We start from the raw sequence: 15128 nt of genomic DNA, 5'->3' as shown, positions 1-15128 counted from the left end.
AGGGTTATTTCTCTTCACTCATTTTTGATTTTACTTCATCATAAGATAGGGCATGGGATTCCTCTTCTACATTCTCAGGCATTTTTCCTGTCTCGTAAAGAGATTTAATCTGTGTACTATCCAATGTTTCGTATTTCAACAATGCTTCTGCAATCAGTTTGTGAGTTTCACGATTTGATTGAATAATTTCAGCTGCTTTGTTTCGTGCTTCATTTAATAATGAACGAACTTCCTCATCAATCTCATAGGCTGTTTGTTCTGAAATTGATTTTTGAGGACTTTGTGCACCAAACATAGCATGATTACCTTCGTATTGAACTGGGCCAAGTTTTTCACTCATACCGTATTCAGTGACCATTGCACGCGCCATCTGTGTAGCTTGTTCAAAGTCATTTGAAGCTCCTGTCGTTTGGACATTAAAGATAATCTCTTCAGCTACACGACCACCCATCAAACCTGCCAATTGCTCTTTCATATCTTCTTTAGAAAGAAGCATTTGATCCTCTTTAGGAAGCGCAATCATGTATCCGCCTGCACGGCCACGTGGTACAATGGTAACCTTATGGACAACACGAGCATTTGACAAGACTAAACCAACAATGGTATGTCCAGCCTCGTGGTAGGCAACCAATTCACGTTCTCTTTGTGATACTGTTTTATCTTTCTTAGATGGTCCAGCAATCACTCTGTCCTCTGCCTCATCAATATCTGAAGCATCAATGACTGATTTATTGCGACGGGCTGCAACCAAGGCCGCCTCGTTTAGAACATTTTCTAAGTCAGCTCCCACAAAACCTGGGGTTTGTTGGGCAACTAATTTCAAATCAACATCGTCTGCCAGAGGTTTATTTTTAGCGTGAACTTTCAAGATTGCTTCACGACCTTTAACATCAGGACGGCCAACCAAGACCTTTCTATCGAAACGTCCTGGACGGAGAAGAGCTGGATCTAGAACATCTGAACGGTTCGTTGCAGCGATAACGATGATTCCTTCATTTCCCTCAAAACCATCCATCTCAATCAAGAGTTGGTTCAAGGTTTGTTCACGTTCATCATTTCCTCCACCAAGGCCGATACCACGTTGGCGACCAACAGCATCAATTTCATCGATAAAGATGATGGCTGGTGCTGCTTTTTTTGCATCCTCAAAAAGAGAACGAACACGGCTTGCACCAACTCCGACAAACATTTCTACAAAGTCAGATCCTGAGATGCTAAAGAATGGAACTCCTGCTTCTCCAGCAACCGCCTTAGCAAGCAAAGTCTTACCTGTTCCCGGAGGACCCTCCAAAAGAACACCCGCAGGAATACGCGCACCAAGTTTTGTAAATCGTTTTGGATCTTTTAGGAATTCAACAACTTCGACTAATTCTTGTTTTTCTTCCTCGGCACCTGCAACATCTGAGAATCGTACCTTGATATCTTCTTTGTTAGCAGCTTTGGCCTTGCTACGTCCAAAACTCATTGGATTTCTACTATTATTTCCTCCCATATTTCCCATCATAGAGAATAGGAAGAAGAAGAGAATAGCAAATGGCACAACAGAGACAAGGATATTGATCCACATACCGCTTGAACTCTCATGTTTGACTGTTACCTCAGCCTGGTGTTCAGAAGCAAGCTTTTGCAATTCTGAAACTGTTGAATCCGACGGAAGAATAGTACTTGAGAATCTTTCTACTGTTGTAGCTGTAGGAGTGAAAAATTGAATTCCTGTTTCTTCTTTACTAGTCTTAGGATTTTTATAAACACCAGACACTTCAATGATGCTACCATTTGGCTGATAGGTTAATTCTTTTACATTGTCTGCAGTAATTTCTTTTACCAGTTCTGTATAGTTAATTTTTTCGCTTCGTCCAGCAGTATTTCCAGAGTAAAAATACTGGAATCCTGTCACTAGGAAGAAGATAATTAACAAGTATAGAAATGGATTTCTAACTAAACCATTATTTTGTTTTTTCATTAAAGATAAATCTTTCTAATTTGAATAAACTTCTTCTTTCAAAACTCCGACATAAGGAAGGTTACGATAATTTTCTTTATAGTCCAAACCATAACCTACTACAAACTCATTTGGAATAGTAAAACAAGTATAATCCGCTTCAATTTCAACAACACGTCCCTCTGGTTTGTCCAACAAAGTCGCGATTTTAACAGAAGCTGCTTCTCTTGCAATAAACATATCTCGCAAATTTTTCAAAGTTTGACCTGTATCAATGATATCCTCTACAAATAAAACATGTCTCCCTTTGATATCTTGCGTAACGTCTTGCTTGATATTGATGACACCACTACTTGCTGTTCCACCATGGTAACTAGATACCATCATGAAGTCCATCTCAATATGCGTATCAATATGTTTGACCAATTCAGCCATAAAAGGAATCGATCCTTTCAGAATTCCAATAAGAATTGGATTTTTCCCCTCATACTCTTTTGTTAGTTGCGCACCTAGCTTTTTAGCTGCTTCTGTAATTTCATCATGTGAAACGAGGATTTTTTTAATATCGTGTTCTAACATCTTTTTACCTATCTATTTTTTCTATATAAATTACAGTGTTCATTATATCATTTTTCGTGTTTTTACTCAAATCACTGGTCGCAATTCCTAAAATTGAGACAATTTCTCCAAATTGCTCAATAATAGGGGTTGTTTTTCGTTTTTCAATAGGGATTTTCAAATCTATAAATAAACGCCTCAGTTTCTTTCGATGCCCATTCAGGATAAGAACATCGCCAGGTTTTCGACATCTAATATGTACAGCTGTTTCCCGTGAAACCGTTACTTTTTGAACAAAATCCCCTTCAATAGGGATGCCAAAGGAAAATAAATAGCCCTTATGTCGAACTTGATTTTGATAGTGTAACACAAGTTCATCTTTCTTTTCATCAGACTGTGGACTGATTTTGCAAACTCGAAAATTTTGATACTCTTTTATCAATTCATAACCATTTTTCAGTGAGTGACGATACTGACTTTTAGTTGCTAAAATCTGTCGAACTTCTGCAAACTGAGCTTTCGTAAGATTTAAGTCAGGGAATTGATTGAGATAGTTCTGCAGTAAAACCCCTTGAGTTTGTTGAGAGTATGAAAAGAGCACATTCAAATCTTCCACATCAATCTGTTCAGAGAGCTCCATTATGGCTACTTGGTAATCTGAAATTTCCCTTCCTAAATCTAAAAAAGCGGATTTAAGACGAGGATTTTCTTTTTCAAGCTCTGGTAAATACCTATTTCGAATACGATTGCGAAAATAGGCATTCTCACGATTTGATTGATCTTCGAAATGAAAAATTGGTAGAAAATCCTTTTTATGAAAATGTAACAAGGGGCGAATGATTTCGATATCATCAACTACTTGACTTTCTTTTATTCCTGTCAAATGACGTAGCCTACTTCCTCGAATCAAGCGCATCAAAATCGTTTCAACTTGATCATCTGCATGGTGGGCAGTGACCAAAGCAGTTGCTCCAACCTCTTTCATAATTTTTCTAAAAAAATCATAACGAAACTCCCGAGCACGCGCCTCTGAAAAGTCTCCTGAAAAACTTGTGATATAAATAGGAAGTCCAGCTACATCAGCTAACTTCCTTAGTTCATTTTCCTCCCAGTCAGACTCACTTCTCTGCTTATGATTTACATGTGCTAAAATCACCTCAATTCCCAACTCTTTTTGATAAGTGGACAATAGATGGAATAAAAACATCGAATCCAGTCCGCCAGACAGAGCTAATACGATTTTAGAATGTTTTTTGAAATACTCTTTTCTGAGAAAATGATTTAAAAAATCCTGCTCCCTCATTTTAGAACCTCATAGACATCCTTAGCTATCTTAGCAATGGTGTCATAATCAGAATTTTTAGTGAAAATAGAGAGAACGAAAGGTGAGTCTGTAAATACAATGGCAGTATCGTGTTTAAACTCGTCAGCATCTCCGATTTTGTGAGCTACCTTAACCGAAACACCTTTCGCAATTCGTTGGTTATCAAAATTCGTCTTGCTTAGAGACTCTAGTACAAAGCCATTCTGATTATAAATAGCCTCTATGACTTTTCCAGCCATTTTTGAAGAAGTTAATTTATCATTCACATCCCAATCTTCACCCATAATGGTGGACATTTTTTCTTTAAAAGCCCCGTCAGATTGATTGGTCACATAATAACCTAAAATATTATGAGCAACATTGTCAGACTCCTTTGTTACCTTGGTAATTAATTGTTGGAGACTGTAGTCTTTGTTGTCTCCTGTTTTAGGTAAACTACCACTACCTTCTGGTTTATAGGATCCAGGGAAATTATTCACTTCTGGGACATACTTGAAGCTACTGTCCAGCGTATAGTCACCTTTATTTATCTTATCTTGAGCATAATAAAGGTAGGCTAGTTTCAAGATGCTAGCTGCATAGAGTTTGCTTTCTTCATTCACCCCAGCCTCTTTACCTGTACTCAGTTGTTTAACATAAATAGAATAATTTTCATTCTGATAGTTGTTTGACAAGACTTCTTGAACCTTCTGGATACGATTGTCCTCTTCTGAGACGAACTCTTTTGATACCCACCCAACTTGATCAATATGAAGAAATTCTTGTCCCTCAGCAAAGAGGGTTCTATCTACTGTTACGCGTTGATAGGGAGAGAGGGATGAAGAAATTTCTTTAGCACCATAAGGACTGTTATAGATAACAAACCCCGGTTCCAACCATACTTGTCTATTTTGAATTTGAACTTGACTTTGATCATAGACTAAACGCTTATCTGCAACGATAAATTGATGATTGTTTAATTTAAAAACAGGAATACCTTGTCTATTCAAACGCCATTCTACGATTTTAAAGGTGGTTCCAGAAGTCAATTTTCCAGACTCCTTTACAAGATCTTCATTAGCATAGACAGCTGTTTCTCCATAAACCATTGGCGATTCAAGGGGTTCTTTATAGTAGAATCCATGATCAGACTCAGTTAGATAATAAATTTCTTGTGAAGAGTAAGGGAGCTGTTTTTCTGTGCTAACTACTCTTGAAGTTATGATAAAAACAGATAGTAGTGATAACACTACTAAGAACTTACGCATTCTTCTCTTCCCTTTCTTCTTGTAATCGTAATAAATGGTTTTTAGCTGCCAATTCCTCTAATTTTTCATCTGATAAACTTAAAAATTGCTCAACAACTTCTAATAAATTTTCCATGACATTACCTCGGAAGCAAATCAGGAATCGTGTAAATTGCTTCTCGTTTCTTTGAGTAATAGTACTTGGCGCGTGCATATTTCGCTACATAGTCTTCATCTTTCAACTTTGCAGCAAAAGCAGATTCCTTATCCTTTTCATCACTAAGAGTTTGGTATTGTTCTTTCAACTCTGTCAATTGCTGACGACGTTGCAATAACTGATTATAGCTTTGGGCCAGATTATAGGTCGGTAAAATAAACAATAAAATCATCAAAATAAGAACCCAACCCATAAAGCGATTCCTCTTTTGTCTTTCCTTCATCAGGTAACGACGACGTTGGTGTTCATTTTGAATAAAAGGATTGTTCATCTGTACAATATTTTTAGACATTTTCTTCTACCCGTGTTTCACTGATAATTTCATACATGCCAGCTGCATCTTCTTTTTTTGTACTATCTTTCATCTCCAGTACTTTAACAAGCAACAACTTATTTCCAAAGCGAATTTCAACTTGGTCATCAACTTTCAAATCCGTTGAACTTTTGGCCAAGATTCCATTTACCTTGATTCTACCTTTATCTGCTACTTCCTTTGCGACTGTACGACGCTTAATAATTCGTGATACTTTTAAATACTTGTCTAATCTCATTTTTATTACCTCAAATTATTATTGTACCATTTTTATCCCTTTTATAGAAGAAAAACGTCAAAGAGAATTAGCTTTCTTTGATTCTTTTATCTCTACTAAACTTTCTCCAAAAATCAGAAGACCTTCTAAAATTTCATAATCCTTCTTGTTTCGGACATCAAATACAACTTCCATTAATCCCTTATTCTCAGCTATAGCTGCCTTTAAGTTTGTTGCAGATAAGGCTTTAAAATAATCTTGAGCTAAGAACAGCCGCTGAGTAATTGTTTCAAATTGAACTGTAATCTTATTTTCTTTTCTTTCCACACGTTCTACAAAGACCTTATCCAAGTAAGATTTGACCAAACCAATCTCTAAAAGATATGCTACTACATCTGGATATTCTCCAAAGCGGTCCATCAACTCTTCTTGTAATTCTTCATAGTTGACACGATTGTCAATTTGACGAATTTTCTTGTAAATTTCAATCTTATGTCGTTGGTCTGAAATATAAGTATCAGGAAGATAAGCATCAATTTGTAAAATCAACTCAGCATTTCCTTTGGTTCTTGTATTCCCATTGCCGTTACGTTTAGCAATAGCTTCCTCTAATAACTGCGAATACAATTCAAAACCAACAGAATCAATGAAACCAGACTGCGATTTTCCTAATAGATTTCCTGCTCCACGAATTGAAAGATCTCGCATAGCAATCTTAAATCCTGAGCCCAATTCCGTAAACCCTTTGATTGCTTCTAATCTCTTCTCAGAGACTTCACTGATTGATTTTTCTGGACGATACATGAGATAGGCATAGGCAATGCGATTACTCCGACCAACTCTCCCTCTTAATTGATACAAGGTTGACAAGCCCATATGGTCCGCATTTTCAATAAATAAGGTATTGGCATTTGGAATATCAACTCCTGTCTCAATAATGGTAGTTGTCACCAAAATATCATACTGACCTTCAATAAAGTCCAGTAGAGTATTTTCTAACTGAATTTCACTCATTTGCCCATGAACATAACCAATTGAAGCCTCTGGAATCAACTCCTGTAATTCTGAAACCTTCTTGTCAATCGTGTCAACTTTATTGTAAAGATAGTAAACTTGACCTCCACGCTCCATTTCACGCAAGACAGCATCACGAATCACACTGTCATTCTTTTCTAAAACATAGGTTTGAACCGGATAGCGATTGGTTGGAGGAGTTTCAATAACAGACAAATCTCGGATTCCCAGCATAGACATATGAAGGGTTCGAGGGATTGGTGTTGCTGTCAAGGTTAGAACATCTACTTGTTTTTTCAGTTCTTTCAAAGTTTCCTTATGCTTGACACCAAATCGTTGTTCCTCATCAATAATCATCAAGCCCAAATCAGAAAACACAACATCTTTAGACAAAACACGATGGGTTCCAATCAAAATATCAACTTGACCATTCTTTAATTTTTCAAGTGTCTCTGCCTGCTCTTTTTTACTTCTAAAGCGACTCAACACATCAATATTAACTGCAAAATTTTGGAATCTTTCCTTAAAATTCGTATAGTGTTGTTGTGCTAAAACCGTCGTCGGAACTAGAACGACCACCTGTTTGTGATCATTAACTGCCTTAAAAGCAGCACGCATTGCAACCTCAGTCTTCCCAAAACCAACATCTCCAACCAGAAGTCGATCCATGGGATGAGAATCTTGCATATCTCTCTTAATTTCCTCAATACTACGAAGTTGATCATCCGTTTCAACATAAGGGAAGGCATCATCAAAAGCATGTTGATCATCATCATCAGCTGAGAAAGCAAAACCCTTCAACTGACTACGCTCAGAATACAGTTTGATTAAATCGTCAGCTATATCCTCTACCTGGTTCTTAACTTTTTGCTTGGCCTTTTTGAAATGACCGTCATTTAATTTATTAAGTTTTGGCGCTTTACCATCACTTGAAACATATTTGGACAGTAACTGAATCTGCTCTACTGGGATGGAGATTTGATCCCCATTTTGATATTGAACACTGACATAATCACGGTGAATCCCTTTGATTTCAATTGTTTCAATGCCTAGATATTGACCAATTCCATGGATATGGTGAACAACGTAGTCCCCTTTTTCAAGTTCATTATAATCTTTTAAGCGCTCTGCATTTGACGTATGTTGTCTTCGAAAACGACGTTTTAATTTCTTTTGAAAAATCTCATGTTCAGTAATCAGGAGGATTTTTTCATCTACAAAATGAAAACCATGTCTTAGATTACCCTCGATCAAATTTACAGATTCTTTACAGATACTTGACTTATCTCTGAAATCCAGTTTGATCTGATATTCCTCTAAAATATCCTCCAATGTTTTACTTCCCATTGAATTGCTAGACTGCAGAACAATGGTGTAGTCCATTTTTTTATATCGCTCAATTTCTTCTTTAAGAAAAGAAAATTGATTGAAAAACTCCTGCATAGGATATTGATTAAATTGGTAAATGTGATCAAACTTGAGATTTCCTAAACCCTTTTGAAGATTAGAGAAAAAGGTCACTGGACTTTGTTTTTTATAGATTTGCTCTGTATCTGCAAAATACTGCATCTCAGAAAATGATTTACCATTCTGTAAATCTTCTGTAAAGTATTGCGCTAATTCTCTTTCAAAAACTTCATACTGATTCATCAATTTTTGATAATCATCAAAGAATACTGGTGTATCTTTTTCAATATAATCAAATACAGTCCATGTTTTATCGTAACATAAGGATAAAAACTTGCGGCTATCTGAATGTACTTGTTTTTGATGAAAACTTGACAAAATCTCTTCCAAGTATGATTTTAAAATTGGTGATAAAGTCTTCGAAATTTGCTTTTCTAAAGCTAACTGACCTCGTAGATAGTCCTTTTCCCTCAAAAGCATATCACTTGCTGGAAAGATGGTGAGTTCTGTTTGATTTTCTTTTGATAATTGTGTCTCTACTTCGAAAGTCCGAATTCCATCTACTTCATCACCAAAAAACTCAATTCGAAAAGGTTCTAACTGAGACATTTCAAAAATATCTAAAATATCTCCTCGAATACTAAACTCCCCCTGAGTCTGTACTTGTGTAACTTTGCGATAGCCTATTTCCTTTAATTTGTGAAGAAGGTCATGTTGATCATATTCTTCACCAACCGCAATCTTTATAATACTTTCTTTAAATCCAGTTGGAGAAGGTAAAATTAATCGACTTGCTGCGATATTACAAACTAAAATCCCTTTCTTAGATGAATCAGTTAAAAAACGCAAGGCTTCAACTCTGGAAATGATTTTTTCTTGTGAAGACATCAAAAACTCTACCATAGGAGAGTCGTCTACCAAAAATGGATAGACAAATTCCTCTCCTAAGATAGAAAGAAGATCACTGATAATTCGTTCCGCCTCTCCATAAGTTGAAGTCAGTAACACAATCTTATTTTCTTTTTTTAGACTACTTGCAATTGCAAGAGCCTTGGTAGAAGTTGACAGACCTAGTATTAGTTGTCTTTTCTTATCTGTCAGACTTTGATGCCATTTTTCTATCTGATTATTTTCTGAGAATAAATCTAATAAAGTCACCATTTAGCCGTTATACCTCTGCATTGTTTTCTCAAAGTTTTTTTCTTGTAAATAGTAATTTACAGCATCGTCAACCTTGTCAATTGACTGTAAAATACCTACATAGTCATCCTGATCAAACTTACTTAAAACATGGTGAACAACTGACATACCTTTTTTAGGTCTTCCAATACCTATTTTAACACGGTTGAAGACCTGAGTACCTATATGTTGAATAATAGACTTTATACCATTATGACCACCTGCTGAGCCCTTTGATCTTAAACGAATTTTCCCAACTTCCATGTCAAGATCATCGTAAATGACGAGTAAATCTTCAATATCCAAACCATAGTAAGTCAATAAAGCATGAACAGCTTTCCCGCTTTCATTCATAAACGTCGTTGGTTTGACGAGATAAATTTTTTCTCCATTGAAGAAAAAAGATGCTAGGTCAGCTTGAAATATCTTGTCATGTGTAAAGGTGACATTTTGTTTTTTAGCCAATTGGTCAATCAACATAAATCCAACATTGTGTTTGGTTTCAAAATATTTATCCCCTGGATTTCCCAATCCTACAAGTAATTTGGTCATTTATTTTTCCTTTCAAAAGCCAAAAGGGTTGGAATTTTTTTCCAACCTAATTGACACTATTTGTTAAATGTTATTAGACATTAAAGCGGAATTCCATGATATCGCCATCTTGAACGATATATTCTTTTCCTTCTTCACGCAAGCGTCCAGCTTCTTTTACAGCTTTTTCAGATCCGTATTTCACTAGATCCTCATATGACATGGTTACTGCACGAATAAAGCCTTTTTCAAAGTCTGAGTGGATAATACCAGCTGCTTGAGGAGCTTTCATGCCACGCTTAAAGGTCCAAGCGCGAACTTCTTTTTCACCAGCTGTGAAGTAAGTTCCCAGTCCAAGCAAGTGGTAAGCTGCACGAGTCAACTTGTCAACGCCTGATTCTGTCAAGCCAAGTGCTTCAAGAAACTCTTGCTTGTCTTCATCGTCTAACTCAGAAATTTCTTCCTCAGCACGCGCGGAAATAACTACTACTTCAGCATTCTCTGTCGCTGCGAATTCACGAATTTGTTTAACATAATCAATAGATTCTGGGTCTCCAACCACATCCTCGTCCACATTGGCAACATAAAGAACTGGTTTAGTCGTCAAAAGGAAGAGACCTTTGACAACCTTTTGTTCTTCATCTGTGAATTCAATGGTACGTGCTGATTTTCCATCCTCAAGAACAGGCTTAATCTTTTGAAGGACGTTGAATTCTGCCACAGATTCCTTATCTTTTTGTGTGCGTGCCATCTTTTCTACACGCGCATAGCGTTTATTAACTGATTCTAAGTCAGCAAGAATCAACTCTAGGTTAATGGTATCAATATCTGCAAGTGGATCCACAAAGGCGTCTTCACGTCCTTGCTCGCGCATAACATTTTCATCCTCAAAAGCACGAACTACGTGAACAATCGCGTCTACTTCACGGATATTGGCCAAGAATTTATTACCTAGACCTTCTCCTTTTGATGCTCCTTTTACAATCCCTGCAATATCTGTAAATTCAAATGTTGTTGGAACTGTCTTTTTAGGTGTAATCATTTCCGTTAGTTTTTGTAGGCGTTCATCTGGAACTTCCACCATCCCAACGTTTGGATCAATAGTCGCAAATGGGTAGTTTGCGGCCTCTGCTCCTGCTTTTGTAATTGCATTAAAAAGGGTTGATTTACCAACGTTTGGCAAACCAACGATACCTGCTGTTAAAGCCATATTTTCTCATTCTCCGTTCTCATTTCAATCCCTAACATTATAACACAAAAAGGGAAAACTTGCTAACTCTCTAACTAAGGGTTCTTAGTCAATAATCTTATTCATTTTTCGTTCAAAATCATGGCGACTCATCATAACAAGATGTTCGCAATTGCTACATTTGATTTTGATATCTGCTCCAACACGTGTAATTTCCCAACGATTGGCTTTTTTACCAGTTGATTTAATGGTACAAGCATGTGGTTTTTTCATTTCAACAAAATTTCCAACTTGATACATACTACTCTCCTTTTCTTTTTCGATTATATCATAAAAGAGGCGAGCTAGGCTCAACCTCTTTAAGTTAATTTGTACGGACTGGTGTGATGAGCTGCATGAAGTCTTCATCAGTATCTGCTGGAACAAGAGTGAATGGACGAACAGCTGAGATAAAGCTAATAGTCACTTTTTCGCTATTTAAAGCCTTGAGGGAATCAATCAAGTAAGTCGGGTTGAAACTAATAGTCAAATCATCCCCAGTTACCTGCTCAGTATCGATTTCTTCGTTTACTTTACCAACTTCAGGAGAATGAACATGGGCGCTAACAACACCACCTTTAATTTCAAGCTTCACAGTACCATTTTGAGTCGCACTTGATAAGAGACGTGCACGTTCCATAGATTGACGCAAATTAACAACATCAAAAGTTACTGTCGTATTAAAGTCGGTTGGAATCAAACGATCTGTATCAGGATAGTTTCCTTCTAGGAGACGAGTGTAGAAGCTAATATTTTCGCTTCTAAAGAGGATTTGATTATTGGCAAAGAAAATCTCCACAGTTTCGATATCATCTGTAAATACCGCTGAAAATTCGCGTAGAGAACGGCTAGGAATGACCACATCGAAATCATCACCATTTTTTTCAAGAGTCAATTTTTTCTGGCTAAGGCGATGAGAGTCTGTCGCAACTGTTTTTAGTTCCTTGTGTTGGCTCAATACGAAGTGGACACCTGTTAAGATTGGACGACTTTCTTGCGTACTTGCAGCAAAAGCTGTTTCATTGATAATTTTCTTGAGTAGTTTGGTTTCAAGAACCAAAGGAGTGCTTGCTGAAATTTCTTGAATACGTGGATATTGTTCGCTATCTTTTCCTTTTAGGGTAATTTCTGATTTGCCACTTGTTAAGACAATTTGTTTTTGTTCAATCTCTTTGAAATCAAGTGTTACGTCTGGAAGACTGGATACAACATTGATAAAGAAAGAGGCTTCAAGAAGAACCGAACCTAAGGAAGTAATCAAAAGACCAGCATCTTTATTCTTTTGAGAAATGAAATTTTCAATGGAGATTTGACCATTTGATCCAATTAAAGTAATTCCTTCATTTGTAACATCAATTTTAATTGTTGATAAAATTGGAATAGCATTTTTTGAGCTAATTGCTCTTTTTGTGGTATTTAAGGCTTGTAGAAATAAATTTTTATTGATTGAAAAATGAATCATGGATTCTCCTTTATTTATTTTTTAGTATTAGAAGGATAATAGAAATAATAGAGTGTGTGAATTCTGTGGAAAACTGATTTCTATTTAGTGACTTCAAGCTTTTTAGCTTGTTTAAAAAATGTGGATAAAAAAGATAGAAAAGGAAAAGTTATCCACAAACTATTTAATTTTCTTTTTGATTGCTTCGATTTCTAAGCGTAAATTATCGTCTTCATCAATCAAGGATTTTATTTTAGCATGGGCATGAATAACGGTGGTGTGATCCTTTCCGCCAAATTCTTTTCCAATTTTTGGAAGACTATTATCTGTCAGTTCTCTAGCTAGATACATGGCTACTTGACGCGCCAAAACGATATTCTGAACTCGTCTCGTCCCTTTCATTTCTTTGACACTCACTCCATAAAAATTACCAACTTCAGTTTGGATTTTGTCAATTGGAATGACTAGCAGTTGGCTAACATCTTGTTTGCGAGCTCTGATAGCTTCAGCAGCGATATCAATAGTGATGTCTTTAATCTTCTTTACTCTGGCAATTAAAGTGATATCGTTGATTGCTCCTTCAAGTTCTCGAACATTTGAATCGAATTGACCAGCCAGATATTCTAGGGTATCACTCTGGAAATGGTAGTTTAAATGTTCCGTTTTACTTTGAAGAATGGCGATACGTGTCTCAAAGTCAGGAGGGGTGATATTTTGAGTCAATCCCCAGCTAAAGCGCGTGACAAGCCTTTCCTCAAGGCCCTCTAAATGTTTAGGACTTCGGTCACTAGTCAGAACGATTTGTTTTTGATTGCTATGAAGAGCATTGAAGGTATTGAAAAATTCTTCTTGAGTTGCAACTTTTTTACCGCTGAGAGATTGGATATCATCAATCAGTAAGAGATCAAGGCTACGGTAAGTTTTTTTAAATTTTTCCATTTCCCCGAGCCTCAGGTGTTCAAGAAAATCATTGATAAAACTTTCAGCAGGAATATACTTAACCCGAGCTTCAGGAATATTTTTTAGAATTTCATTTCCGATAGCATTCAGTAAGTGGGTTTTCCCTAGTCCAGGACCACCATAAATGAAAAGGGGATTATAAGTCAAGGCGAGATCTTCGGAAACAGCCAGAGCAGCAGACTTAGCCCAGATATTCCCATCTCCTTGAATAAAGTTATCAAAGGTATATTTTTCCTTCAATCCTGTTTCAGAATATGGAATAGCAAGATTGGCCTGTGAAGCAACATAATGATTGCTATTTTCAGAATCCATGACATAGGTTGAAGATTCTTCCTCAGGTTTTGTTAAGACAAATTGAGTTTTTATTTCAGTATCGTAAACTTCAAAACCAGCAGCTACAATGATATCCTTGAGCTGTTTTTTCCAAACCATTTCCATTTCAGGTCTAGGTAAAAAGATAGTAGCTACATTTCCCTCCACTTTTATGAGTTCAGCAGGTGTGGCATAGAAATCGTACATAGAACGTGTCAATCTTTCTTGAGCCAATTCTAAGATTTGATTCCAAAATTGTTTTTCTTTCACCAATTATCCCCTCCTTTGCTATATTTGATGTGAAAAGGTTTACTGTTAGATTTATTTTACCATAGATGCTAGCATTTTTCCACAATCTGTGGAAAAGAATCCACAATGTTTACACTTTTTATCCACAGGTTGGGGATAAGTAAGGAATTCCCTTGAATTCTTTGGTTTTTTGCTATAAAAAATAGTGGATAAATTTGTGGGTTGAAAAAAATAAAAGAACAGCCTTATTTCAGGCTGTTGATAATTCTGTCATATTCTTCTTGGCTTGAAAAAGAAATAATAACCTTTCCAGTATCTTTTTTAGAAAGTTTAATTTCTACATTTAACCCAAGTCGTTTTTTTAATTTATCTTCCTCATCTTTGATGAAAGAATCACTTTTTTTCTGCTTCTTTTGTTTTTTCTCTGTCAGCAGTGTTTCTAACTTTCTCACAGAGATGTCTTCATTTTTGATTAGTTGAAAAAAATAGTCTTGCTGCTCTTTATTCAAACCAACTAGTGAACGTGCATGAGCTTGAGAAATTTTTCCATTTTCTACTTCAGATAAGATATGCTCTGGTAGGGAAAGCAAACGAATAAAATTAGTGATATAAGGACGAGATTTTCCCATTTTATCCGCTATCTCAGTGTGAGTAAATCCTTTTTCTACCAAAGATTCGTAGGCGCGTGCCTCTTCAACCGGATTCAAGTTTTCTCTCTGTAAATTCTCAATGATAGACTGAATCATCATTTCCTGATCTGAGAGGTGTTTCACAACGGCTGGAATAGAAGTCAGACCAGCCAAGAGAGAAGCCCGATATCGTCTCTCTCCTGCAAGGATTTCATAACCAATTACAGGAGATTGACGAACGATGATGGGTTGGATGACCCCATTTTCTTTGATTGACTCAGCCAATTCCCTTAGTTTATCTGCATTAAATTCTTTTCGAGGTTGATAGGGATTTTTTTGTATTTCCGAGATAGAAATCATTTCAAATTTTTCCATGATTCT

14 protein-coding genes are annotated in these 15128 nt (G+C 36.4%); all 14 read right to left on the bottom strand.

Annotation, left to right across the window (positions count from 1 at the left end):
• Positions 1-4: 4 nt before the first annotated feature.
• Positions 5-1963: an ATP-dependent zinc metalloprotease FtsH gene (gene ftsH / locus HMPREF9965_RS12595; protein WP_000744583.1), complete on the bottom strand. Its 1959-nt coding sequence runs from the start codon at positions 1961-1963 to the stop codon at positions 5-7.
• Positions 1964-1978: 15 nt separating this feature from the next.
• On the bottom strand, positions 1979-2521 hold the full coding sequence (gene hpt / locus HMPREF9965_RS12590; protein WP_000889402.1) for a hypoxanthine phosphoribosyltransferase: 543 nt from the start codon (positions 2519-2521) through the stop codon (positions 1979-1981).
• A 4-nt stretch (positions 2522-2525) separates the two neighbouring features.
• The gene (tilS, locus tag HMPREF9965_RS12585) at positions 2526-3803 is read right to left on the bottom strand and encodes a tRNA lysidine(34) synthetase TilS (protein WP_001209064.1); all 1278 of its coding nucleotides are present in this window, start codon (positions 3801-3803) and stop codon (positions 2526-2528) included.
• Positions 3800-5071 carry a serine hydrolase gene (locus HMPREF9965_RS12580; RefSeq protein ID WP_001224823.1) on the bottom strand — a complete coding sequence of 424 codons (1272 nt, stop codon included), beginning with the start codon at positions 5069-5071 and terminating at the stop codon, positions 3800-3802. Before HMPREF9965_RS12580 ends, tilS begins: the two co-directional genes overlap by 4 nt.
• Entirely contained in the window at positions 5064-5186 is a 123-nt protein-coding gene (locus tag HMPREF9965_RS13440) for an SP_0009 family protein (protein WP_000429343.1), read from the bottom strand. The genes HMPREF9965_RS12580 and HMPREF9965_RS13440 overlap by 8 nt, the downstream gene beginning before the upstream one ends.
• A gap of 4 nt (positions 5187-5190) precedes the next feature.
• Positions 5191-5559 (bottom strand): septum formation initiator family protein, encoded by a 369-nt coding sequence (locus HMPREF9965_RS12570; RefSeq protein WP_000041917.1) that lies wholly within the window; start codon positions 5557-5559, stop codon positions 5191-5193.
• Entirely contained in the window at positions 5552-5818 is a 267-nt protein-coding gene (locus HMPREF9965_RS12565) for an RNA-binding S4 domain-containing protein (protein ID WP_001234973.1), read from the bottom strand. Before HMPREF9965_RS12565 ends, HMPREF9965_RS12570 begins: the two co-directional genes overlap by 8 nt.
• A 57-nt stretch (positions 5819-5875) precedes the next feature.
• A complete protein-coding gene (mfd, locus tag HMPREF9965_RS12560; RefSeq protein WP_000258134.1) occupies positions 5876-9379 on the bottom strand; it encodes a transcription-repair coupling factor in 3504 nt (1167 codons plus the stop codon).
• Positions 9380-9949: an aminoacyl-tRNA hydrolase gene (gene pth / locus HMPREF9965_RS12555; protein WP_000163924.1), complete on the bottom strand. Its 570-nt coding sequence runs from the start codon at positions 9947-9949 to the stop codon at positions 9380-9382. It lies immediately after the preceding gene.
• Positions 9950-10022: 73 nt separating this feature from the next.
• Positions 10023-11138, bottom strand: coding sequence for a redox-regulated ATPase YchF (gene ychF, locus HMPREF9965_RS12550; protein ID WP_001218724.1), 1116 nt, complete (start codon positions 11136-11138; stop codon positions 10023-10025).
• Positions 11139-11222: 84 nt separating this feature from the next.
• Entirely contained in the window at positions 11223-11417 is a 195-nt protein-coding gene (locus HMPREF9965_RS12545) for a DUF951 domain-containing protein (protein WP_000285189.1), read from the bottom strand.
• A 64-nt stretch (positions 11418-11481) separates the two neighbouring features.
• A complete protein-coding gene (dnaN, locus tag HMPREF9965_RS12540) occupies positions 11482-12618 on the bottom strand; it encodes a DNA polymerase III subunit beta (protein ID WP_000581150.1) in 1137 nt (378 codons plus the stop codon).
• 159 nt (positions 12619-12777) lie between these two features.
• Positions 12778-14139, bottom strand: coding sequence for a chromosomal replication initiator protein DnaA (dnaA, locus tag HMPREF9965_RS12535; RefSeq protein ID WP_004244340.1), 1362 nt, complete (start codon positions 14137-14139; stop codon positions 12778-12780).
• 224 nt (positions 14140-14363) lie between these two features.
• Complete coding sequence (locus HMPREF9965_RS12530) at positions 14364-15122, bottom strand: ParB/RepB/Spo0J family partition protein (protein ID WP_000410366.1); 759 nt, start codon at positions 15120-15122, stop codon at positions 14364-14366.
• Between the last annotated feature and the right edge of the window lie 6 nt (positions 15123-15128).

Source organism: Streptococcus mitis bv. 2 str. SK95 (assembly GCF_000222705.1).
GTDB classification, from domain to species: Bacteria; Bacillota; Bacilli; order Lactobacillales; family Streptococcaceae; genus Streptococcus; species Streptococcus mitis_AY.
Note: the sequence above shows the minus strand (reverse complement) of the source record. Positions and strands in the feature narration are given on the sequence as shown.

What these genes read in the sequence shown, in the direction of transcription:
- ftsH (WP_000744583.1), bottom strand. Translation starts at nt 1,963, where the DNA reads ATGAAAAAACAAAATAATGGTTTAGTTAGAAATCCATTTCTATACTTG.
- hpt (WP_000889402.1), bottom strand. Translation starts at nt 2,521, where the DNA reads ATGTTAGAACACGATATTAAAAAAATCCTCGTTTCACATGATGAAATT.
- tilS (WP_001209064.1), bottom strand. Translation starts at nt 3,803, where the DNA reads ATGAGGGAGCAGGATTTTTTAAATCATTTTCTCAGAAAAGAGTATTTC.
- HMPREF9965_RS12580 (WP_001224823.1), bottom strand. Translation starts at nt 5,071, where the DNA reads ATGCGTAAGTTCTTAGTAGTGTTATCACTACTATCTGTTTTTATCATA.
- HMPREF9965_RS13440 (WP_000429343.1), bottom strand. Translation starts at nt 5,186, where the DNA reads ATGGAAAATTTATTAGAAGTTGTTGAGCAATTTTTAAGTTTATCAGAT.
- HMPREF9965_RS12570 (WP_000041917.1), bottom strand. Translation starts at nt 5,559, where the DNA reads ATGTCTAAAAATATTGTACAGATGAACAATCCTTTTATTCAAAATGAA.
- HMPREF9965_RS12565 (WP_001234973.1), bottom strand. Translation starts at nt 5,818, where the DNA reads ATGAGATTAGACAAGTATTTAAAAGTATCACGAATTATTAAGCGTCGT.
- mfd (WP_000258134.1), bottom strand. Translation starts at nt 9,379, where the DNA reads ATGGTGACTTTATTAGATTTATTCTCAGAAAATAATCAGATAGAAAAA.
- pth (WP_000163924.1), bottom strand. Translation starts at nt 9,949, where the DNA reads ATGACCAAATTACTTGTAGGATTGGGAAATCCAGGGGATAAATATTTT.
- ychF (WP_001218724.1), bottom strand. Translation starts at nt 11,138, where the DNA reads ATGGCTTTAACAGCAGGTATCGTTGGTTTGCCAAACGTTGGTAAATCA.
- HMPREF9965_RS12545 (WP_000285189.1), bottom strand. Translation starts at nt 11,417, where the DNA reads ATGTATCAAGTTGGAAATTTTGTTGAAATGAAAAAACCACATGCTTGT.
- dnaN (WP_000581150.1), bottom strand. Translation starts at nt 12,618, where the DNA reads ATGATTCATTTTTCAATCAATAAAAATTTATTTCTACAAGCCTTAAAT.
- HMPREF9965_RS12530 (WP_000410366.1), bottom strand. Translation starts at nt 15,122, where the DNA reads ATGGAAAAATTTGAAATGATTTCTATCTCGGAAATACAAAAAAATCCC.